The organism is Massilia sp. NBRC 108631 (assembly GCF_059704565.1).
On record NZ_BAAKJE010000297.1, the window covers coordinates 1 to 21737 of the forward strand.

The window sequence follows — 21737 nt, forward strand, 5'->3', positions numbered from 1 at the left end:
TTCGCCCACGCGGCCGTCGCCGGTGACGATATTCACAACACCGGCAGGCACGCCGGCCTGCACGCAGATGTCGGCGAACAGCATGGCCGTCAGCGAAGTGAATTCGGCCGGTTTGAAGACCACGGTGTTGCCGGCGGCCAGCGCCGGGGCGATTTTCCACGCCAGCATCAGCAGCGGGAAATTCCAGGGGACGATCTGGCCGACCACGCCCACCGGACGGTGGTTGGCGAATTCTTCGTCCTGCAGCTGGGCCCAGCCTGCGTGGTAGTAGAAGTGGCGCGCCACCAGCGGCAGGTCGGCGTCGCGGGTTTCGCGGATGGTCTTGCCGTTGTCCAGCGTTTCCAGCACGGCGAACAGGCGCGAATGCTTTTGCATCAGGCGCGCGACCGAATACAGGATCCTGGCGCGGCCATGGCCGCCCAGGCCTTGCCAGGCCGGCTGCGCGCGGCGCGCCGCTGCCACGGCGCGGTCGACGTCGTCGCCGGTGGCCTGCGTCAGCCTGGCCAGCTCTTTGCCGTCGGCCGGGTTGGTCGATGCGAACAGTTCACCGGCGTCGCTCCAGGCGTTGTCGATGAACAGGCCGAACTGGCGGCCCTTCTGGTCCAGCCACGCTTGCGCTTCTTTCTGGCTTTCTGGTGCCGGGCCGTATTCCATGGTGTTGAGGATCTCGTTGATAGTTGGCATATCGGTGTCTTCTTAAGGTTGCGCGTGACGGTGGGCAGCGGAGTAGTTGCCGGTGACGTAGTGCTCGAGCTGACGCTCGATGTCGGTCAGCAGGCTCGATGCGCCGATGCGGAACAGGTGCGGCTCCAGCCACTCGTTGCCCAGTTCCTCTTTCATCACGGTCATGTACTGCAGGGCGCCCTTGGCCGTGCCCACGCCGCCGGCGGGCTTGTAGCCGATCTTGAAGCCGGTCTGTTCGTAGAACTCGCGGATCGCGCGCACCATCACCAGCGACACCGGAATGGTGGCGTTCACGCCTTCCTTGCCGGTGGAGGTCTTGATGAAGTCCGCGCCGGCCATCATGCACACCCACGATGCCTTGGCCACGTTTTCCAGCGTCACCAGGTCGCCGGTGGCCAGGATGGCCTTCACGTGCGCTTCGCCGCAGGCTTTGCGGTAAGCCAGCATTTCGTCGTACAGCGCCTGCCAGTTGCCGGTCAGGACGTGCTGGCGGGTGATCACGATGTCGATCTCGGTGGCGCCTGCGGCCACGCTCAGTTCAATCTCGCGCACCTTGGTTTCCATGCTGGTCAGGCCGGCCGGGAAGCCGGTCGACACGGCGGCGATCGGCAGGCGGCCCTGCAGCACCTGCACCGCCGGCTTGATCATCTCGTGGTACACGCACACCGCGCCGGTGGTCACATTCGAGATGCCCAGCGCTTCCACCAAATCCGAACGCAGCGGACGCATGGCCTTCATGCACAGGCGCTCGACACGGCCCGGGGTGTCGTCGCCCGACAGCGTGGTCAGGTCGATCAGGCCGATGGCCTTCACCAGCCAGGCGGCCTGGTACTCTTTCTTCACCGAGCGGCGGTTTGCCAGCGAGGCGGCGCGGCGGTCGGCCGCTGCCTTGTTCACGTGGATATGGTTCAGCCAGCTCAGGTCGAGGGCCATGGCCTCGGTGCGCTTGAAGTCGTGCGGGATGGTCATAGGAGGTTGGTTCCGTTGGAAAGTGGTTTCACGCCCAGGTGGTGCGCCAGCGTCTGGCCGATGTCGGAGAAGGTCTCCGAGATGCCAAGCGGGCGGCCTTGCACGCCTGGACCGAAGAAGATCATCGGGATGTGTTCGCGGGTGTGGTCCGAGCCCGGCGAGGTCGGATCGCAGCCATGGTCGGCCGTGATCACGCACAGGTCGCCGTCCTTCATCCTGGCGAAGAACTCGGGCAGGCGGGCGTCCATTTCGTGCAGCGCGTTGGCGTAGCCGGCCACGTCGCGGCGGTGGCCGAAGGCCTGGTCGAAGTCGACGAAGTTCACGAAGGTGAGCGACTTCTCGCCCGCCTCGTCCTGCACCTTCAGCAGCGCATCGAACAAGGCCATGTTGTCCACGCCCTTGACCACGCGGCTCACGCCCTTGGCGGCGTAGATGTCGCTGATCTTGCCCAGGGCGATCACTTCGCCGCCTTCGTCGTGCACGTGGTCCAGCAGCGTCGGCGCGTGCGGCGGAATGGCGTAGTCGTGGCGGTTCGAGGTGCGCTTGTAGTTGCCGTTGGCGCCCGTAAACGGGCGCGCGATGATGCGGCCGATGTTGTACGGCTTGACCAGCTCATACGCCTTCTCGCACATGTCGTACAGGCGTTCCAGGCCGAAGTGCTCTTCGTGGCAGGCGATCTGCAGCACCGAATCGGCCGAGGTATAGAGAATAGGCTTGCCGCTGGCGACGTGTTCGTCGCCCAGCTCGTTGATGATGGTGGTGCCGGACGCGTGGCAGTTGCCCAGGAAGCCGGGCACGCCGGTCAGTTCCTGCAGCTTGTCGGTCAGCTCTTGGGGGAAGGACGGCACGGTCTTGGGGAAGTAGCCCCAGTCGAACAGCACCGGCACGCCGGCGATTTCCCAGTGGCCGCTCTGCGTGTCCTTGCCGGTGGACTGTTCGCGCGCCGCGCCGTAGGCGGCGGTGAAACCGTCGCGCAGGGCAAAACCGTCGGCCCACTGGCCGCAGGCTGCGTGGGCGGCGGCGGCCAGGCCCAGCTTTTCCATGTTCGGCAGCGACATCGGCTTGCCTTCCCTGGCGGCCCAGGCGGCGATATGGCCGAAGGTGTTGGTGGCGCTGTCGCCGTATTTGTCGGCGTCCGGGGTTGCACCCAGGCCGAAGGAATCCAGTAGGAGGATGAATGCGCGTGACATGATAGGCTCGCTCAAAAGGTCAGTTTATGCCGAATAAAGCACAGGGGCGGTCCAGCCGCCCCTTTTTACATTACGCCTTAGGCGTTTTTGCCACGTTTTCCACGAAGCCCAGGATCAGTTTGATCAGGCTTTCGGCGCCGATGGCGGCGTACTTCAGGGTCTGCTCGTGCGACAGCGGGAACGGCGACAGGCCTTCGGCCAGGTTGGTGACAACGGACACGCCCACCACCTTCAGGCCGCAATGCCGCGCAGGCACCACTTCCGGCACCACCGACATGCCCACCACGTCCGCGCCCAGCGTCTTGAAGGCGCGGATTTCAGCCGGCGTTTCGAAGTTGGGGCCGGCGTAGGCGATGTAGACGCCGTCGTGCAGCGTGATGGACTGCTCGGCGGCAGTGCTCTTCAGCAGGCTGCGCAGGTCGGCGTCGTAGGCGTTGGCCATGCTGAAGAAGCGCGGGCCGAAGCGTTCGTCGTTCGGGCCGATCATCGGCGTGCCCGGCAGGAAATTGATATGGTCGGTCAGCGCCACTAGCGAGCCGGCGTCCACTTCGGGACGCAGCGAGCCGGCCGCGTTGGTGACGAACAGGAAGTCCACGCCCAGCAGTTTCAGGGTGCGCACGGCGGACGTCATCACGCCCAGGCCGTAGCCTTCGTAGAAGTGGCCGCGCCCCTTCAGCATCACCACCTGCACGCCGTTCAGCGTGCCCAGCACCATGGCGCCGGCGTGGCCGTGCACGGTGGAGATGGGAAAGCCCGGCAGCTCGTCGAAGCCGATGGTCACCGCGTCCGTCATCTGTTCCGCCAGCACGCCCAGGCCGGAGCCGAGGATCATCGCCAGGCGCGGCTGGAAGCTCGCAGGCATGCGCGAACGGACAATGGCGGCGGCCTGGAATGGAGAATTGTTAGACATGGTTATCCTCGTTTTTAAGATGTTTTTAACTATGAGATTGAGCTGCTGCGTGTGGCGGATATGTGACGTATGAATATACAGGCGACACTATGCCTGAGCGGCTATATGTATGGCAAATACCATTTTTCTTGTTCATTTATAGCAAATTCATATAAATTAGGGAAGGCACCCGGTTTTGCGCCCGATTGACACTGTGCAAACAAATGTTTACGATTAAGGACAAATGTTTACAAGGCTACCGCCCGTGACGGACACCTCCAAAAAGGAACAGCTGTACCAGCTGATCCGCGCCAACCCCTTCGTCTCGCAGCAAGACCTCGCGGTCGAGCTGCGCCTGTCGCGCTCCGCCGTGGCTGGCCATGTCGCCAGCCTGATACGCGAACGCCGCCTGCTCGGCCGTGCCTACGTGCTACCGGACAAGCGTCCCGTTCTCTGTATAGGCGCTGCCAACCTGGACCGCAAGCTACGCACGCTGTCCGCGCTGCAGATGGGCACCTCCAATCCGGCCTACGCCGAGGAAGTGCACGGCGGCGTGGCGCGCAACATCGCAGAAAACCTGGCCCGCCTCGGCCTGCCGTCCGCGCTGCTGACGGCAGTGGGCGACGACGCGGCCGGCAACTCGCTGCAGTCGCGCGCCGAAAGCGCCGGCATCGACACGCGCGGCAGCCTGCGCCTGAACGACACCTACAGCGGCACCTACACGGCGGTGCTGGACGAGCGCGGCGAGATGGTGCTGGCCTTGGCCGACATGGCCCTGTACGACCAGATGACGCCGGAGTTCCTGGCCAGCCGCGCGCCGCAGCGCGCCGGCGCGGCTATGGTGGTGGCCGACCTGAACCTGCCGCTGGACAGCGTGGCCACGCTGCTGCAGGACGCGCGCCGCGACGCGGTGGCGCTGATCATCGTGGCGGTATCGCAGCCCAAGATGGCGCGCCTGCCGCGCGAGCTGCACGGCCTGCGCCTGCTGGTGCTCAACCGCGGCGAACTGGAAACCCGGGTCGGCCGCGCCCTGCCCGACGAAGCCGCGCTGGCGGCGGCCTGCCGCGAAGTGCAGGAGCAAGGCGCGCGCGACATCATCATCACTTGCGGCGGCGCGGGCGTGTTCCACACCGCAGGCGCCGGCGGTGGCCTGAACTGGCTGCCCGCGCCGCAAGTGGACGTGGTCGATGTGACCGGCGCCGGCGACGCCTTCGCCGCCGGCGTGTGCTGGTCCATCTACCAGGGCAGCAGCGACCTCACGCTGGCCTGCCGGCGCGGCCTGAAAGTGGCCGCCATGACGCTGGAAAGCCCCGATACCGTCTCCCCGCTGCTGGCCGCCGACATCCTCGACGAGATCAGCGAATTCCAACACCAGGCCCCTTAAGGAACCCCACCATGCACCAATTCCTCTCCTACTCGGCCGAAGTGGCCAACGCGCGCGCTGCGGGCAAACCTGTCGTGGCGCTGGAATCGACCATTATTTCGCACGGCATGCCCTACCCGCAGAACGTGCAGACGGCCCGGGAAGTCGAGCAGATCATCCGCGACGCGGGCGCCGTGCCGGCCACCATCGCCATCATCGGCGGCAAGATCTGCATCGGCCTGTCGCCCGAGCAGCTGGAATTGCTGGGCAATTCGCCGGATGCCATGAAGGTGAGCCGGCGCGACCTTCCCTACGTGCTCTCGCAGGGCAAACTGGGCGCCACCACCGTGGCCGCCACCATGATCTGCGCCGAATTGGCCGGCATCCATGTGTTCGTCACCGGCGGCATCGGCGGCGTGCACCGCGGCGCGGAAACCAGCTTCGACATCTCGGCCGACCTGCAGGAACTGGCGCAAACCTCGGTGGCCGTGGTGTGTGCGGGCGTGAAGTCCATCCTCGACATCGGCTTGACCCTGGAATACCTCGAAACGCACGGCGTGCCGGTGGTGAGCGTGGGCCAGGCCGGCTTCCCGGCCTTCTTCACGCGCGAGAGCGGCTTCAATGCCGACTTCCAGCTCGACACGCCGGCCGAACAGGCCTCCTTCATCAACACCAAGTGGAAGCTGGGCCTGAAGGGCGGCGTGGTGGTGAGCGCGCCGGTGCCGCAGGCCGACGCCATGCCGAAGGCGGAAATCGACGCCATCACCGCGCAGGCGCTGGGCGAGGCGGCAGCCGGCGGCGTCACCGGCAAGAAGGTCACGCCCTTCCTGCTGGCGCGCATCAAGCAGCTGACCGAGGGCCGCAGCCTGGCCACCAATATCGCGCTGGTCAAGAACAACGCGCGGGTAGGCGCCGAACTGGCCCGCGCCCTGCTGGAGCATCCTGTCGCTTGAACGCGGCGACGCCTGGAGACATGCCATGTCCATCGACCTGAAACAGCTAAAGTACTTTCTCGCCGTCGCAGAAGAAAAGAGTTTCAGCCGCGCCGCCGAACGCCTGCACATATCGCAGCCGCCCCTGAGCCAGCAGATCATGAAGCTGGAAAGCGAGTTGGGCGTGCGCCTGTTCGCGCGCACCACGCGCACCTTCGAGCTGACGGTGGCGGGCAAAGCCCTGATGTCCGAGGCGTCCGACCTGCTGGCCAAGATGCGCATGACCATCGACACCATCCGCCAGATCGACCGGGGCGAAGTGGGCCGGCTGCGGGTGGGCATCGTCGGTTCGGCGATGTGGGGGCCGATTCCCTCGCTGCTGGAGGAATTCCAGAGCAAATATCCGCGCGTGACCTGGACCATCCACGAGTTCGGCCCCACGGTGCAGTACGAGGCGCTGCGCGCCAAGCAGATCGACGTGGGCTTCTGGCGCGAACCCCGGCTCAACGATGACGACCTGAAGAACGACAACCTGCGCCAGGAACTGTGCTTCCGGGAGAACGTGTGCGTGGCGCTCAACGAGCACCACCCGCTGGCCAAGCAGGACGCGATCGAGCTGACCGACATCGCCAGCGAACCGATGCTGACGCTGGCGCTCGACAAGTCCGCCTTCCCGCGCTACCTGATCCAGTGCTGCGTCAAGGCCGGCTTCCAGCCCACCATCTTCCAGGAGGCCTCCGAGCCGCAAACCCTGCTGGCCATGGTGGGCGCGGGGTTGGGCGTGGCGCTGCTGCCGGAGACCACCAGCCGCATCGGCTGGCCCGGCGTGGTGTTCGTGCCGATCCGCACCAATCCGCCGTCGGCCAACCTCTACATCACTTACACCACGCTGGATGACGCGCCGGTGGTGCGCGCCTTCCTCAACATACTGAAACCGGCCACCTGACGCTCCCCGGGCGGCACGCGGTTACTGCGTCGCCCCGCCCTGCATGCGCAGGTCGGCCCCGGTGGCAAGCGTGGTGCGCACCGCGATGCGCAGTCCCTCGACCATGTCCGCCAGCGACATGCTGGCCGCACCCGGATGGGCGGCCGCCTGCTGCGGCAGGTAGGGAATGTGGATGAACCCGCCCCTCATGGCGTCCGTGCGCGAGGCGGCGGCGTGCATCAGGCCATAGAACACATGGTTGCAGACGAAGGTGCCGGCGGTCTGCGACACCGAAGCCGGCAGACCGGCGGCGCGCAGGGCCTGCACGATGGCCTTGATCGGCAGCGTGGCGAAATAGGCCGCCGGGCCGTCCGCCACGATGGCCTGGTCCACCAGCTGCTGCTGGCGGTTGTCCATGATGGGCGCATCGTCGATGTTGATGGCGATGCGCTCGACCGACAGGTCGCAGCGCCCGCCGGCCTGCCCCACCGCAATCACTACCGCGGGCTCAAGTTCGGCCAGCGCCTGCGCCATCGCCTGGTTGGCCGCGCCGAACACGCAGGGCAGCTGGCGCGCCACGACCCGGAAGCCGTCCTCGCTCCAGCCGTCCAGCGCGCGCACGGTTTCCCAGGCGGGGTTGATGGTCTCTTGGTTAAACGGCTCGAAGCCGGTCAGCAGTACGGTTCTCATCTTAAAAATCCATCAGGAAGTACAACAGCAGTATATTCGCGCCCAGCAGCGGCAGCGCGGTGGGAATCTGGGCCTTGATGACGGCGTGCTTGTCGTGCAGGTCGAGCAGCGCGGCCGGCACGATGTTGAAGTTGGCCGCCATCGGCGTCATCAGGGTGCCGCAATAGCCGCTGAACATGCCGATGGCGGCCATGACCGCCGGATTGGCGCCATACACGTTGACCAGCACCGGCACGCCGACGCCGCCCGCCATCACCGGGAAAGCCGCGAAGCCGTTGCCCATGACGATGGTAAACAGTGCCATGCCGCCGCAATACACGGCCACCGCCACCAGCTTCCAGTCCATATTGATGTAGGACGTGCTGACATGCGCCACGGCCTTGCCCACGCCCGCCTCGGTGAACAGCAGGCCCAGCACGGCCAGCATGTGCGGCAGCACGATGGCCCAGCCCATGGCGTCCACCAGGCGGCGCTGCTCGCGCGCCGCTTGCAGCGGCGAGGCGCGCAGCATCACGCAGGCCACCGCCACGGCGATGACGGAGGCGCAGCCCAGCGCGGCCAAAGTGATGTGCTTCTGGTCGAACAGGAACAGGCCGCCCAGCTGCACGTCCTTGAGCAGCGTGGCGCAGGCCATGGTGACGGCCGGGATCACGAGCGCGGGCACGAACAGCTTGTTGCCGAGGCGCTGGGCGCTGCTGCGGCGCTCCGCTTCGGGCAGGTTCTTCGGCGCCCCCATGCGCACGCCGCCGAATCCGGCCAGCAGGGCCATGGCGATCATGATGGCGCCGGCCGTGGCGTCCGGCAGCGCTGCGCCGGCCAGGTAGATGATGGCATACAGCGCCCAGAACAGCGCGGTGCTGTAGCGGCGGGGATTGCTGCGGTCCGCCAGCGTGAGCAGCGCGATCAGGCCCAATACAGCGCCCAGCAGCAGGTAGAAATAGTCGAGCTTGAAGATCATGGCTGCGCTCCCGGGGCCGCTGCCGCCCTGGCAGCTGCGGCGGCCAGCTCGCGCTCGATCTCGCGGTCCAGGCGGCGCAAGCGCCAGGCGTGGATCAGGTAGGCGGTGACGGCGGTGGGAATGCCCCACATTGCCATGTGCAGCGGGTTCACGTCGATGCCTTCGCCGTGCAGGATGGTCTGCATCAGCACAATGGCGCCAAAGGCCACGAAGATGTCCTCGCCAAAGAACAGGCCGACGTTGTCGGTGGCGGCGGCCATGGCGCGCACGCGCTGGCGCAGACGCTCGCTCAGGCCCGGGTGGCGCAGCTCGGCCGCCGCTTCGGCCATCGGCGCCACCAGCGGGCGCACCATGTTGGGATGCCCGCCCAGGCTGGTCAGCCCGCCGGCGGCGGACAGTTCGCGCACCGTCAGGTAGACGATCAGGATACGCCCCGCCGTGGCCGACTTCACGCGCGCGATGGCCGCCTGCGCATGCTCGCGCAAGCCGTAGCGCTCCAGCAGGCCGATGGCGGCCAGCGGCAGCAAATAGATCAGCGGCAGGTTGCGCGTCTTGACGAAAGCCCTGCCCAGCGACGCCAGCAAGGCCTCCACCGGCATCATGGCCGCGAACCCGGTGGTGAAGCACGCCGCCACCACCACCAGTACCGGGTGCGCGCGCAGCAGGAAGCCCGCCACGATCACCCCTACGCCCAGCAAGGGCCATAAACTCACCGCTGTCTGCATGCGTCTCCCCTGAAAGTAAAAAAGCCCGCACATCTTACGATGCGCGGGCTTCGCTAATAAAGCAACTTATCAGAAGTTCGCTTTGAACTGCACACCATAGGTGCGCGGCTCGTTGACGATGCCGGTCAGGTTGTTGAAGTCGATCGCGGCGATGACTTGCTCGCGGCCGGTGATGTTGCGGCCGTAGGCGGCCACTTCATACTTGCCATCGGCCCACTTGTAGCCGGCGCGCAGGCCGCCTTCCAGCATGGACTTGGCTTTGTATTCCTTCGCTTCATACAGGAACATGTTGTATTTGTCGCGGTAGGCCCAGTCGGTGTAGGCGTAGAACTCGCCGTTGCCCACAGGCGTGCTGTAGCGCAGCGTGAAGTTGCCTACCCACTTGGGCGCGCGCGGCAGCGGATTGCCGTTGATCAGCGCGACGCGGCTGCCGCCCACGGTCTGGGTCGGGTTGGTCACGGTGCAGCCGTTGCCGCATGGGGACACGAACAGGCCTGCATCCTTGATCTCGGTGTCGTTGTAGCTGCCGCCGATGGTGGCGCGCCATTCGTCCGAGATGATCGCTTGCAGGTCGAGCTCGAAGCCCTGGCCTTCAGCCTTGTCCGCGTTGACCAGGCGATTCTGGTTGACTGCGCCCGAACCTGCGGTCAGCTGCAGGTCTTTCACGCGGTACTTGAAGACCGATGCCGACAGGCGCGCGCGCTTGTTCAGGAAGTCCTGCTTGATGCCGGCCTCCACCGACAGGTTCTTTTCCGAGTCGCCCACCGAGATGGTGTCACCGAACAGCACGCGGCCCTGGATCGACGGTGCGCGGTAGCCGGTCGCGATGCGGCCGTAGACGTTGGTGTTCTTGTCGATTTCGTAGTTGGTGCTCAGGTCCCAGCTGACATTGGTGTCTTGCGGATGCGCAAACAGCGGACCGACGTTCTTGCCGCCGAACGGCGTCAGGGTGCGGGCTGCCACGAAGTCCTTCTTGTCGTCGGTGTAGCGGATACCGGCGCGCACTTTCCATACATCGCTCAGCGCGTAGTTCACCGAGCCGAAGGCGGCCCACGAACGCGAGTTCTGGGTCTGCTGCGCATAGCCATTGACCACGCCGCCGCCCAGGGTGTCGAAGTTGAAGCTGTCGACGACGATGTCTTCCTTGAAGTAGTACACGCCGGCGATCCACTGCAGGCGGTCCTTGGTGTTGGACTCGACGCGGAACTCTTGCGAGATCTGTTTGTGGTCCGGCAGCCCGTCGGCGGTTTCGGAAGTGAACGGGATGAAGGCCGGCGCCGGACCGGAGGTGGCGCCGGAACCGTAGCCGCCGTCCACATCGGCGCGGCTATAGAACTTGGCCTTCTCGTAGCCCGTGATGGAGTGCAGCGTCATCGCCGGCAGGTCGTAGCGCAGGGTCAGGCTGGAGCCGGTGACCTTCAGCTTCTGGGTGTTGAAGCCGTCGGTCGGATAGCTGCCGTAGTCGAAGCCGTCGACGATGTCGTTGGTGCCCTTCTTGATGATGCCGGCGCGGAACAGGGTGGCGCTGCCGTCCATGTCGCGATGGTGCACGTTGAACAGCGCGCTGAAGTCCTTGTTAGGCTTGAACGCCACCTGCACGCGGGCCGCGTTGTCCTTGTAGCCTTCGAAGTCCTGGGTACCGGTGATGCGCGGATTGTGCACGCGGTCGTCGCGCGACTGCGACTGCAGCGACACGCGGGCGTTGATCATTTCGTTGACCGGCAGGTTGAACGCGCCTTCGGCGTTGAACACGCCGTCCTTGCCGAAGCCGGCCGACACATAGCCTTCCTGTTTGTTCGACGGCTTGACCGAATCGAACTTGATCACGCCGGCTGGCGAGTTGCGGCCGAACAGTGTGCCTTGCGGGCCGCGCAGCACTTCGATCTGTTCCACGTCGAAGACCGGGAAGCCTTTCAGCATCGGCGACTCCTGCACCACGCCGTCGTACACCAGGCCCACTGGCTGGGATGCGTTCAGGTCGAAGTCGGTGTTGCCCAGGCCGCGGATGTAGAAGCGCGGGAAGGAACGGCCGAAGTCCGATTCCACGTTCAGCGACGGCGTGCGGCCGGACATGAAGCGGATGTCGTCGCCGCCGGCGGTCAGCACGTCCAGCTTTTCGCCTTTCATGGTGGAGATGGCCATCGGCACATCCTTGATGTTTTCCGAGCGGCGCGCTGCCGTCACGATCACCGTCTCGAGCTGGCCGGCTTGCGGCTTGGCTTCGGCTTGAGCGGCCTCCTGGGCCATCGCGCCTTGCAGCGGGAAGGCAGCGGCGATTGCCAGGGCGATCAGCGTACGGGACGCGTACTTACTTTTTGTCATCATGAACCAACTCCTTGCTGGGATTGCACCGGGGTGCGAAATGGGCGTAAAACATTCGTTCAAGCTTTACAAAAAACAAAGAAAAAACGTTACAAGCGCGAATCCTAGCATGAAAAGTTTTGACTGGAAATTACGACACATTAGTTTCTATTTATATGTTTGACATATAAATAAGCAATAAAAAACGTATTTGCCATACATATACAGGCTCATGCATAGTAAGCGACTATCCAACCGCGATGCAGGCCATTTATATAGTGCGCTCCTGCCATAGTGCGGCAGAGTGCGGTGGAGGGAATGGGGCGCGGTGCCGATTTGGCAATACCAATCGACAACAGCATGAAAAAGCAACAAGGCAAAATAAATTTCGGTGTTTCGACAATGTTGCATCAGCACGACATGACCCGGACACAATATGACCAAGTTTCACGTTTTTGATGGCATGCCATAGTAACAATGAAGCAGGCCGGACCGCCGCCGGGAATCAGGCCATTCAAGACGCGGGCCTCTAAAATGAGCCCAAATTACATGTTTCAGCCGCAAAAAATATACAATATCGAACTTCCAGGAGCCTACTCATGAAAATCAAACAACTCAGTATGACGATAGCCGCCATGTGCGTGGCCGCCGGCGCCTCCGCCGCTGCCCCGAAACTGGCCGTCGTCTACGACGCGGGCGGTAAGTTCGACAAGTCGTTCAACCAGTCCGCTTTCGAAGGCGCCTCGCGCTTCAAGAAAGACACCGGCATCAACTTCATCGAAGTGCAGGCCAGCAGCGACACGCAGGCCGAGCAGGTGCTGCGCGGCCTGGCGCGCAAGAACATGGACCTGATCGCCTCGATCGGCTTCGCCCAGACCCAGGCGGTGCAGAAGGTGGCCAAGGAATTCCCGAAAGTGCGCTTCGTGCTGATCGACGGCGTGGCGCAAGGCGCCAATGTGAACTCGATCACCTTCAAGGAAGAAGAAGGCTCCTACCTGGTGGGCGTAGCCGGCGCCATGGCGTCGAAGACCAAGAAGCTGGGCTTCATCGGCGGCATCGACATTCCGCTGATCCGCACCTTCGCCTGCGGCTATGCGCAAGGCGCGAAGGCGGCCGACAAGAAATCGGAAGTGTTCCAGAACATGGTGGGCACCACCTCGGCCGCATGGAACGACCCGGCCAAGGGCGGCGAACTGGCGCGCTCGCAGTTCGAGCGCGGCGTGGACGTGGTGTTCGCCGTGGCCGGCGGCTCGGGCATGGGCACGCTGCAGACCGCCAAGGAAAAAGGCAAGCTGTCGATCGGCGTCGATTCCAACCAGAACAGCCTGTATCCGGGCAGCGTGCTGACCTCCATGGTCAAGCGCATCGACAACGCCGTCTACGATTCCTTCACGCAGATGAAGGACGGCACCTGGAAGGCCGGCGTGCAGGCCAAGGGCTTGAAGGAAGGCGGCGTGGACTGGGCGCTGGACGAGCATAACCGCAAGCTGATCACCCCGGAGATCGAAAAGAAAGTCCTGGGCGTCCGCAAAGACATCATCGACGGCAAGATCAAAGTGATCGACTACCGCACTGGCAACAGCTGCCCGGTCTAATCACGTGATTCAATAAAGAGAACGCGCCGGCGGGTGATCCCGTCCGGCGCGTTTTTTAGTCATAGCAACCATCATCCAGTGATCCTATGCACCCAGCAGTAGAATTTCGCGGCATCTCCAAGCACTTCGGGGCGGTCAAGGCGAACACGGACGTCAGCTTCAGCATCGCCAAGGGCGCCATCCATGGCCTGGTGGGCGAGAATGGCGCCGGCAAATCGACCCTGATGAGCATCCTGTACGGATACTACCGCGCCGACAGCGGCAGCATCCTGCTGGACGGCCAGGCCCGCAACATCCACAGCAGCCACGAGGCGATCCGCCTGGGCATCGGCATGGTGCACCAGCACTTCATGCTGGTCGAGAACATGACCGTGCTCGACAACGTGATGCTGGGCGCCGAGGGCGGCTTCAAGCTGGCCGGCAAGCGCGCCGCCGTGGAAGCGCAGCTGCGCGAGATCTGCGCGCGCTACCGGCTGGACGTCGATCCGCTGGCCACCATCCACGACCTGTCGGTGGGCGCGCAGCAGCGCGTCGAGATCCTCAAGCAGATCTACCGCAGCGCCAACATCCTGATCCTGGACGAGCCGACCGCCGTGCTGACCGCGCAGGAAACCGCGTCGCTGTTCGAGATCCTGCGCCTGTTCAAGGAACAGGGCAAGACCATCATCCTGATCACCCACAAGCTGCAGGAAATCCTCGACATCACCGACACCGTGACGGTGATGCGCGGCGGCCGCGTGGTCGGTGCGGTGGACACCGCGCAGACCTCGAAAGAGGACCTGGCCAACATGATGGTGGGCCGCCCGATCGAGAACAACCTGCCGCGCGGCGCCTACAACCCCGGCGCGCCGGTGCTGGAAGTGCGCGACCTGCAGCTGACCGACGACCAGGGCGTAACGCTGCTGAACAAGCTGAACTTCACGCTGCGCGCGGGCGAGATCGTCGCCATTGCCGGCGTGTCGGGCAACGGCCAGAGCGAGCTGATGGAAATCCTGTCGGGCATGCGCCTGCCGAGCGCCGGCCAGGTGGACTTCGAAGGCAAGGCCCTGCCCTACGCCGGGCGCGGCGACGCCGACGGCCTGCCGCTGGAATTCCGCCACCTGGGCATCGGCCACGTGCCGGAAGACCGCCTGCGCGACGGCGTGATCAAGAACTTCTCGGTCATGCACAACACCTTCTTCGGCTACCAGGACCGCGTGAAGAACGCCTGGGGCCTGATCGACTTCAAGGGCGTGGCCGAGCGCTGCGCCGGCCTGCTGAAGGCGTTCGACGTGCGCCCGGCCAACCCGGACCTGCGCATCGGCCTGCTCTCGGGCGGCAACCAGCAGAAGGTGGTGATCGCGCGCGAGGTGCTGGCCAAGCCCAAGCTGATGCTGGTGGGCCAGCCCACGCGCGGCGTGGACATCGGCACCATCGAGTCCATCCACACCCAGCTGCTCGCGCTGCGCGACGCGGGCGTGGCCATCCTGCTCGTGTCCGTGGAGCTGGAGGAGGTGCGCGCGCTGGCCGACCGCATCCTGGTCATGTGCGGCGGCAGCATCACCGGCGAACTGAAAATCGACGAATTCGACACCACCCGCATCGGCTTGCTGATGGGCGGGATGCACAAATCATGAACACTAACGATATGCCACGCTGGGCGACAGCCTTTGTCCTGCCCGTACTGAACCTGCTCTCGGCGCTGCTGGTGGCGGCCCTGGTGATCCACCTGCTCGGTGAAGACCCGGTCGACTCCATGCGCATCCTGATCAACAGCGCCATCGTCAATCCGGAGGGCCTGAGCTACACGCTGTTCTACGCCTCCACCTTCATCTTCACCGGCCTGTCGGTGTCGATTGCCATGCAGGCGGGCCTGTTCAACATCGGCTCGGAAGGCCAGATGTATATCGGCGGCCTGGGCCTGACGCTGGCCATGCTGGCCTTCGACGCCACGCTGCCGTGGTGGCTGCTGATCCCGTGCGGCATTCTGGGCGCGGCCGTCTTCGGCGCGCTGTGGGGCTTCCTGCCGGGCTACCTGCAGGCCAAGCGCGGCAGCCACATTGTGGTCACCACCATCATGTTCAACTTCATCGCGGCCTCGCTGATGAATTTCTTCATCGTCAAATACCTGATCCCGCCGGGCGAGCAGAACACCGCCAGCCGCGTGTTCTCGGCCGCCGCCGAAATGCCGCGCCTGAACAGCTGGTTCCCCATCCTGGGCGACACGCCGCTCAACGTGAGCTTCCTGCTGGCCATCTTCGCGCTGGCCGTGTACGGCGTGGTGGTGTCGCGCTCGGCCTGGGGCTACAAGCTGCGCGCCACCGGCTTGAACAAGCACGCCGCGCACTACGCGGGCATCCGCATCAGCAAGATGATCATCGTGGTCATGCTGATCTCGGGCGCGCTGGCCGGCCTCGGCTCGGTCAACTCCATCATGGGCTCGACCCACTACCTGTCGCTCAACTTCGTCGGCGGCGCGGGCTTTGTCGGCATCGCCATTGCGCTGATGGGCCGCCAGCACCCGGTCGGCATCTTCCTGTCGGCCGTGCTGTTCGGCGCGCTGATCCAGGGCGGCTTCGACCTGTCGCTGGAAAAGCCGAACATCCCGACCGAAACGTTTATCTTCATCCAGGGCCTGATCATCCTGTTCTGCGGCGCCATGGAGAACTTCTACGCACCGGCCATCGCCAAGCTGATCAAGGCCAAGGGGTAATGACATGACTTTTGAAGACCTGCATATCGGCAGCATCCTGGTATCGACCGTGCGCAACGCGCCGGTGCTGATTTTCGCCGCCATGGCCGGCCTGTTCGCGGAGCGCTCCGGCGTGATCGACATCGGCCTGGAAGGCAAGATCCTGGCCTCGGCCTTCGTCTCGGCGGCGGTGGCCTTCGCCACCCAGAACCCGTGGTATGGCGTGGCCGCCGGCGTGGCCGTGTCGGTGGCGCTGGCCACCCTGCAAGGCTACGTCAGCATCACGCAAAAGGGCAACCAGCTGGTGGCCGGCATCGCCATCAACATCGCCATGAGCGGGCTGACCTTCGTGGTGGCCCAGTTCTTCTTCCAGCAGGGCGGCCGCACGCCGGACCTGGGCCAGGCGCGCCTGTTCGACGTGGTGCTGCCGGGCAGCGCGGCGGTGGCGGACGTGCCCTTCCTGGGCTGGCTGTACACCAAGCTGATCGGCGGCCATTCGGTGCTGGTCTACCTGGCGTTTGCGCTGGTGCCGCTGGTGCACTGGGTGCTGTACCACACCCGCTTCGGCCTGCGCCTGCGCGCCTGCGGGGAAAATCCGCATGCTGCGGATGCGGCCGGCGTGTCGGTGGAATGGACGCGCTACAAGGCGATGATCATCGCCGGCGTGCTGTGCTCGTTCTCGGGCGCCTACCTGGCCATCGTGCAGAGCGGCTTCTTCCTGCGCGACATGTCGGCCGGCGCCGGCTACCTGGCGCTGACGGCCATGGTGTTCGGCAACTGGCGTCCGCTGTACACCTTCTTCGGCTGCCTGATGTTCGGCTTCTTCGGCGCGGTGCAGATCCAGATCGAAGGCGTGGACCTGCCGCTGGTGGGCCGCATCCCCGGCTCGCTGATCCAGATGGTGCCGTACGTGGTCACCGTGATTGTGCTGGCCGGCCTGATGGCCAAATCGGTGGCCCCGAAAGCCATCGGCGTACCGTTCGTCAAATCGCGCTAACGCGCCCTCCTGCGGATGGCGCCGCGCGCGCCATCCGCAGGGCCGGGTTCAGATTGAAGAACTTTCCACGGCGAACCGCCACGTTTTAGGTAAACGCCCGACTGCCGTCCAGCAGGCCCGACAATTCGATCTTGTCTACAACCGGCCGCAGGTCCTTCGCAGTCCACACCCCCTGCTCCATAAGGTCCTGCACTCACTGGTGCGCCTCCACAGCCGCCAGTACCACGCGCTCTGCCGCAAGGCCTTTGGCCATTACTTGCGATTGCAAAGCCCGGATTCCCGGCCTGGGCAACGCCGGCGCACCGGGCGGCAGCGGTGGCGACGCAGGCGGATGCGACAGTTGGGCGCAGCGCGCAGGACCGTCCATATCATTGACTCGATATTTCGCATATGCAATCATCGACTGCATTCCATCACAGCCCCGGGTCCTGTATGCAAAACAAGCTCGATACAAAGCGGCGCTCGATACTGATCGCGGCCACCGGCGCCGCCGCTGCGGGCCTGGCCGGTTGCCGGGGCGCGTCCACGGAGGACCGCCAGCTGCAGTTCGCCAGCCTGGCGGAGGCCGGGCAAGAGCTGGCGCGGCTGGCGCAGGCCGGGGAACTGGCCTCCAGCGCCGCGTGGAGCTGGGCCCAGACGCTGGCGCACTGCGCGCAAAGCATTGAATTTTCCATGTCCGGTTTTCCACAATCGAAGTCCGCGCTGTTCCAGCGCACCGTGGGCTCGGCCGCACTGGGCGTGTTCGCCTGGCGCGGCCGCATGAGCCACGACCTGTCCGAACCCATCCCCGGCGCCCCGGCCCTGGATGCGGCGGCAGATCCCGCCCAGGCCCTGCAGCGCCTGGGCGCCGCCATCGCGGCGTTCCGTGCCTGGACCGGCCCGCTGCGCCCGCACTTTGCCTACGGCGCGCTTGGCAAACAGGACTACGAGCTGGCGCACGCCATGCACCTGGCCAACCATCTGTCCGCCTTCCGCGTCAAGGCCTGAGCCATGTCGCTCCTCATCTCCATCGCCTGCGCCTCGCTGGCCGGGCTGTCGGCCATGCTGTGGCGGCGCCAGGTCAAGCTCAAGCGCGAAGCCTATATCCGCACTTTCGTGCTGCCCAAAGGCTTGTTCGAGAAGCTGATGCAAAAGCATCCGCAACTCAGCACCAAGGACTGCCAGCTGGTGGCGCAAGGCTTGCGGCAGTTCTTCCTGGCCCATTTGAAGAGCGGCCGCCAGTATGTGTCGATGCCGTCCCAGGTGGCGGACGACCTGTGGCATGAATTTATCCTCTACACCAAGAATTACCAGCAGTTCTGCCAGCACGCCTTCGGCCGCTTTCTGCACCACACGCCGGCGGTGGTGCTGGGCAAAGGCCAGCAGGGCAACGCCGGCATCCGTCGCTGCTGGCATTTCGCCTGCCACGAGGAAAACATCAACCCGGCCAGGCCAACCCGCCTGCCGCTGCTGTTCGCGCTGGACAGCAAACTGAACATTCCGAACGGCTTTGTGTACGCGGCCGACTGCAGCGGCTTCAAGCGGCAGGACGACAGCGGCGCGGGCGCGGTCTACTGCGGCGCCGACCTGGGCTGCGGCGACGGCGGCAGCGGTTCAGGCTCGGACGCCAGCAGCGACAGTGACGGGGGCGGCGGCGACAGCGGCGGCGGCGACAGCGGCTGCGGCGGCGGTGGCTGCGGCGGCGGTGGCGACTGAGGCCGGCCGCCCCGTATAATGCCGCCCATGGATAAACTGAAAACCCACCTCCTGGCCCGCATCTGCTGGCTGACCTTCGGCGGCGTGATGGCGGCCACCCGCATTGTCGACGGCATCAAGCAAAGTTCCACCGGCATGACCGTCACCGGCATCGGCTGGCTGCTGCTGGGCATCCTGTGGTTCCTGAGCCCGCTCATCATTGGCAAGAAGAAGGCCGACATGGCACTGCAGCAACGCCAGGCCGCTATCGGCTCCGACGGCTTGCGCAACAAGCTGCTGTTTACCGCCGCCGGCTGCGTGATCGTGGGCATGGTGCTGCGCTACGGCTTCGGTAATTGACTGCCGTCAAAGTGGCGCGCCTGCCGCGCTAGCACACCTATACTGGCGCGACCCATATTCAAGGAGCGAGCCATGGAATTCCATCGAGGCAGGCTGTTTGACCACGTGCACCTGCGCGTGGCCGATGTGGACGCGAGCAAGCGTTTTTACCGGGCGGCGTTCGGCGCGCTGGGCCTGGACCAGGAAGTGGTCGAGGGCGAAGGCAACTTCTATCTCGACGACTTGTATGTGGACAAGGCGGACGGCCCCGTGTCCCATGTGCATATCGCCTTCATTGCCAAGGACCAGGAAACGGTCAAGGCCTTCCACCAGGCCGTGCTGGCGGCCGGCGGGCGCGACAACGGTCCTCCCGGCGAGCGCGACTACCATCCCGGCTACTACGCCGCCTTCGCCTTCGACCCGGACGGCAACAACGTCGAGGCGGTATTCCATGGACCGTTCAAGCGCTCGGCCGAATCGGTGGTCTATACGGCGTTGTGAAACAGGTGCAGCTGCGCGTATTGCAGCAGCATGATGGTCTTGGCGTCGCAGATGTCGCCGCTGGCCATCATGTCGGCTGCGCGCTCCAGCGGCAATTCCAGCACTTCGATGTCTTCCCCTTCCGCAGCCAGGCCGCCCCCGCCGCCCGGGCGCGAGGCGGGGTCGTACTCGGCCACGAAAAAGTGCAGGCGCTCGGTGACCGAACCCGGGCTCATGAAGGCTGAGAAGATCTTCTGCACCTCGGCCACGCGGTAGCCGGTCTCCTCCTCCACTTCCGCCTTGATGCGTTCCTCCGGGCTGGCCTGGTCCAGCAGCCCGGCCGGCGCTTCGATCAGGAAACCGTCGTGCCCGTCCTGCCCGTAGGCGGGAAAGCGGAACTGGCGCACCAGGATCACGCTGCGCTGCGCGCGGTGGTACAGCAGGATGACGGCGCCGTGCCCCCGGTCGTAGGTCTCGCGCGACATGGCCTGCCAGCTGCCGTCGCTGCGGCGGTAGTCGAAGGTGGTCTTGCGCAGCAGATACCAGTCGTCCGACAGGGTCTCCACGGCGCGTATCCTGACGCGGTCTTCCGGCATGCTGCTCTCCTTGTTGTGTAAGCGGGTTTACATGATAGTATGCAAATTCATGCAACATCAAGAAAATTCGTGCAATGCTGACACGCCAACGCAAAGAGCTGCTGCTCAAAATCCTGCGCGAGGACGGCCAGATCGTGGCCAAAACGCTGAGCGAAAAACTGGGCCTGTCCGAGGACACCATCCGGCGCGACTTGCGCGAGCTGGCCAAGGAAGGCCTGCTGGAGCGGGTGCACGGCGGCGCCCTGCCCGCCTCGCCGGCCATGGGCAATTTCGCCCAGCGCCAGCAGATCTCGGCTGACTGCAAGCCGGCCATCGGCCGCGCCGCCGCCGCCATGGTGCGCCCGGGCCAGGTGGTGTTCATCGACGGCGGCACCACGGCGGTGCAGGTGGCGCGCCACCTGCCGCGCGACCTGCGCGCCGTGGTGGTCACGCACAGTCCGTCCGTCGCGGTCGAACTGGCCGAGCACCCGACGGTGGAGGTGATCATGATAGGCGGGCGCCTGTTCAAGCATTCCATCGTCGGCGTGGGCGCGGCCACCATGGAAGCGATTGCCCAGATCCGCGCCGACATCTTCTTCATGGGCGTGTGCAGCTTGCACCCGCAAGCGGGCATCACCACCGGCGACTACGAGGAGGGCTGCGTCAAGCGCGCCATCAGTGCCGCCTCGCTGCGCACCGTGGTGCTGGCCTCGCCCGAGAAGCTGGACACCGCCGCGCCGTTCCAGACCGTGCCGCTGGCGCAGGTCAGCGCCATCGTCGTCAACGCCGGCGTGGACGAGGCGCTGCTGGCGCCCTACCGCGGCATGGGAATCGCTATCACATTGGCAACTTAATTGGATAACAATGTAAAATAGGCCATCTTCCACCGCCCACCTGGAGCCCGACATGACCCGATCCGCGAACGCCTTCCGCCAACTACACCAGGGCCCCGAGCTGCTGCGCCTGGCCAACGCCTGGGACGCCGGCAGCGCCCGCCTGATAGAAAGCCTGGGCGCGCCCGCCGTGGCCACCACCAGCGCCGGCCTGGCCTGGTCACTGGGCTATGCCGACGGCCACAACATGCCGGCCAGCGCCGCCATCGCCGCCGCGCAGAACATCGTGCGCGTGCTGTCCGTACCGCTCACGGTGGACATGGAGAACGGCTATTCGGACAAGCCGTCCACGGTGGCGGCCTACATCATGCTGCTGGTCGACAGCGGCGTGGCCGGCATCAACATCGAGGACGGCGGCGACGCGCCCTCCCTGCTGGCACGCAAGGTGGAGGCCATCAAGGAAGCGGTGGCCAAGGCCGGCGGCGACATCTTCGTCAACGTGCGCACCGACGTCTACCTGCGCGGCCTGGCGCCCGCGGGCGCGCGTGCGCAGGAAGTGCTGGCGCGCGCCGAGACCTACCGCGCGGCCGGTGCGGACGGGCTGTTCGTGCCGGGCATCTGCCTGCCCGACGAGATCGGCCAGGTGGCCGGCGCGGCCAAACTGCCGCTCAACGTGATGGACTGGCCGGGCATTCCGGCAGCGGCCGAGCTGAGCGCGCTGGGCGCGCGCCGTTTCAGCGCTGGCTCCGGCATTGCACAGGCGCTGTGGGGCGCCGCGCGCGAAATGGCGCAGGGCTTCCTCCAGACCGGCAACGCAGGCCCGCTGGCGCAGAAGGCCATGGCCTACGGCGATATCCAGCAGCTGTTCCTGCATCCCGCCGCCAAATAGCGGCAACGCCGGCTGTCTCGTCCCGTTAGCAACGCTTCGCGGTGCGCCGCTTGCTGCC

General features: G+C 65.3%; 22 protein-coding genes. 13 read left to right on the plus strand and 9 right to left on the minus strand.

What is annotated here, in order from left to right; translation table 11 throughout:
• The 4 genes from AC6H42_RS31790 to xapA all read right to left on the minus strand — a co-directional run.
• On the minus strand, positions 1 to 684 hold a 684-nt coding region (locus tag AC6H42_RS31790; RefSeq protein WP_497549807.1), incomplete at its 3' end, for an aldehyde dehydrogenase family protein.
• A gap of 12 nt (positions 685 to 696) precedes the next feature.
• Complete coding sequence (gene deoC / locus AC6H42_RS31795; RefSeq protein WP_057153405.1) at positions 697 to 1653, minus strand: deoxyribose-phosphate aldolase; 957 nt, start codon at positions 1651 to 1653, stop codon at positions 697 to 699.
• Entirely contained in the window at positions 1650 to 2843 is a 1194-nt protein-coding gene (locus tag AC6H42_RS31800; RefSeq protein ID WP_497549808.1) for a phosphopentomutase, read from the minus strand. Before AC6H42_RS31800 ends, deoC begins: the two co-directional genes overlap by 4 nt.
• A gap of 70 nt (positions 2844 to 2913) precedes the next feature.
• Entirely contained in the window at positions 2914 to 3753 is an 840-nt protein-coding gene (xapA, locus tag AC6H42_RS31805) for a xanthosine phosphorylase (RefSeq protein WP_057153403.1), read from the minus strand.
• 244 nt (positions 3754 to 3997) lie between these two features.
• On the opposite strand from xapA, the gene AC6H42_RS31810 reads away from it, so the two are divergent.
• From AC6H42_RS31810 to AC6H42_RS31820, 3 genes are read left to right on the plus strand one after another with little or no spacing between them, the layout of a single operon-like run.
• Positions 3998 to 5116, plus strand: a complete 1119-nt coding sequence (locus AC6H42_RS31810; RefSeq protein ID WP_057153402.1) for a carbohydrate kinase — start codon at positions 3998 to 4000, stop codon at positions 5114 to 5116.
• Between the two features lie 11 nt (positions 5117 to 5127).
• Positions 5128 to 6048, plus strand: coding sequence for a pseudouridine-5'-phosphate glycosidase (locus tag AC6H42_RS31815; protein ID WP_497549809.1), 921 nt, complete (start codon positions 5128 to 5130; stop codon positions 6046 to 6048).
• A gap of 25 nt (positions 6049 to 6073) precedes the next feature.
• Positions 6074 to 6973, plus strand: a complete 900-nt coding sequence (locus AC6H42_RS31820; RefSeq protein ID WP_057153400.1) for a LysR family transcriptional regulator — start codon at positions 6074 to 6076, stop codon at positions 6971 to 6973.
• 21 nt (positions 6974 to 6994) lie between these two features.
• Here the strand turns inward: AC6H42_RS31820 and pcp are convergent, their stop codons facing one another.
• The 4 genes from pcp to AC6H42_RS31840 form a co-directional block, all read right to left on the minus strand.
• Entirely contained in the window at positions 6995 to 7642 is a 648-nt protein-coding gene (gene pcp, locus AC6H42_RS31825; protein ID WP_057153399.1) for a pyroglutamyl-peptidase I, read from the minus strand.
• 1 nt (position 7643) lies between these two features.
• Positions 7644 to 8600 (minus strand): DUF979 domain-containing protein, encoded by a 957-nt coding sequence (locus AC6H42_RS31830; protein WP_497549810.1) that lies wholly within the window; start codon positions 8598 to 8600, stop codon positions 7644 to 7646.
• Positions 8597 to 9325 carry a DUF969 domain-containing protein gene (locus AC6H42_RS31835; RefSeq protein ID WP_497549811.1) on the minus strand — a complete coding sequence of 243 codons (729 nt, stop codon included), beginning with the start codon at positions 9323 to 9325 and terminating at the stop codon, positions 8597 to 8599. Before AC6H42_RS31835 ends, AC6H42_RS31830 begins: the two co-directional genes overlap by 4 nt.
• Before the next feature lie 69 nt (positions 9326 to 9394).
• The gene (locus AC6H42_RS31840) at positions 9395 to 11647 is read right to left on the minus strand and encodes a TonB-dependent receptor (protein ID WP_057153704.1); all 2253 of its coding nucleotides are present in this window, start codon (positions 11645 to 11647) and stop codon (positions 9395 to 9397) included.
• A 578-nt stretch (positions 11648 to 12225) separates the two neighbouring features.
• On the opposite strand from AC6H42_RS31840, the gene AC6H42_RS31845 reads away from it, so the two are divergent.
• From AC6H42_RS31845 to AC6H42_RS31880, 8 genes are all read left to right on the plus strand, one after another.
• The gene (locus AC6H42_RS31845; protein ID WP_057153396.1) at positions 12226 to 13221 is read left to right on the plus strand and encodes a BMP family lipoprotein; all 996 of its coding nucleotides are present in this window, start codon (positions 12226 to 12228) and stop codon (positions 13219 to 13221) included.
• Positions 13222 to 13307: 86 nt separating this feature from the next.
• Positions 13308 to 14837: an ABC transporter ATP-binding protein gene (locus tag AC6H42_RS31850; protein ID WP_497549812.1), complete on the plus strand. Its 1530-nt coding sequence runs from the start codon at positions 13308 to 13310 to the stop codon at positions 14835 to 14837.
• A complete protein-coding gene (locus AC6H42_RS31855; protein ID WP_057153394.1) occupies positions 14834 to 15913 on the plus strand; it encodes an ABC transporter permease in 1080 nt (359 codons plus the stop codon). The genes AC6H42_RS31850 and AC6H42_RS31855 overlap by 4 nt, the downstream gene beginning before the upstream one ends.
• A 4-nt stretch (positions 15914 to 15917) precedes the next feature.
• Complete coding sequence (locus AC6H42_RS31860; protein WP_057153393.1) at positions 15918 to 16889, plus strand: ABC transporter permease; 972 nt, start codon at positions 15918 to 15920, stop codon at positions 16887 to 16889.
• Between the two features lie 432 nt (positions 16890 to 17321).
• Positions 17322 to 17876: a DUF1569 domain-containing protein gene (locus AC6H42_RS31865; RefSeq protein WP_497549813.1), complete on the plus strand. Its 555-nt coding sequence runs from the start codon at positions 17322 to 17324 to the stop codon at positions 17874 to 17876.
• A gap of 3 nt (positions 17877 to 17879) precedes the next feature.
• The gene (locus AC6H42_RS31870; RefSeq protein WP_497549814.1) at positions 17880 to 18584 is read left to right on the plus strand and encodes a glycine-rich domain-containing protein; all 705 of its coding nucleotides are present in this window, start codon (positions 17880 to 17882) and stop codon (positions 18582 to 18584) included.
• Positions 18585 to 18611: 27 nt separating this feature from the next.
• Positions 18612 to 18923, plus strand: coding sequence for a hypothetical protein (locus AC6H42_RS31875; RefSeq protein WP_157200797.1), 312 nt, complete (start codon positions 18612 to 18614; stop codon positions 18921 to 18923).
• Positions 18924 to 18995: 72 nt separating this feature from the next.
• The gene (locus AC6H42_RS31880; protein WP_057153390.1) at positions 18996 to 19403 is read left to right on the plus strand and encodes a VOC family protein; all 408 of its coding nucleotides are present in this window, start codon (positions 18996 to 18998) and stop codon (positions 19401 to 19403) included.
• On the opposite strand, the gene AC6H42_RS31885 is transcribed toward AC6H42_RS31880, so the two are convergent.
• Complete coding sequence (locus AC6H42_RS31885) at positions 19388 to 19978, minus strand: NUDIX domain-containing protein (protein WP_057153389.1); 591 nt, start codon at positions 19976 to 19978, stop codon at positions 19388 to 19390. The two genes, AC6H42_RS31880 and AC6H42_RS31885, sit on opposite strands and share 16 nt — an antisense overlap.
• 74 nt (positions 19979 to 20052) lie before the next feature.
• Between AC6H42_RS31885 and AC6H42_RS31890 the strand changes: the two genes are divergently transcribed.
• The gene (locus AC6H42_RS31890) at positions 20053 to 20811 is read left to right on the plus strand and encodes a DeoR/GlpR family DNA-binding transcription regulator (RefSeq protein WP_057153388.1); all 759 of its coding nucleotides are present in this window, start codon (positions 20053 to 20055) and stop codon (positions 20809 to 20811) included.
• A 52-nt stretch (positions 20812 to 20863) separates the two neighbouring features.
• Entirely contained in the window at positions 20864 to 21679 is an 816-nt protein-coding gene (locus AC6H42_RS31895; protein ID WP_057153387.1) for an isocitrate lyase/PEP mutase family protein, read from the plus strand.
• Positions 21680 to 21737: the final 58 nt, after the last annotated feature.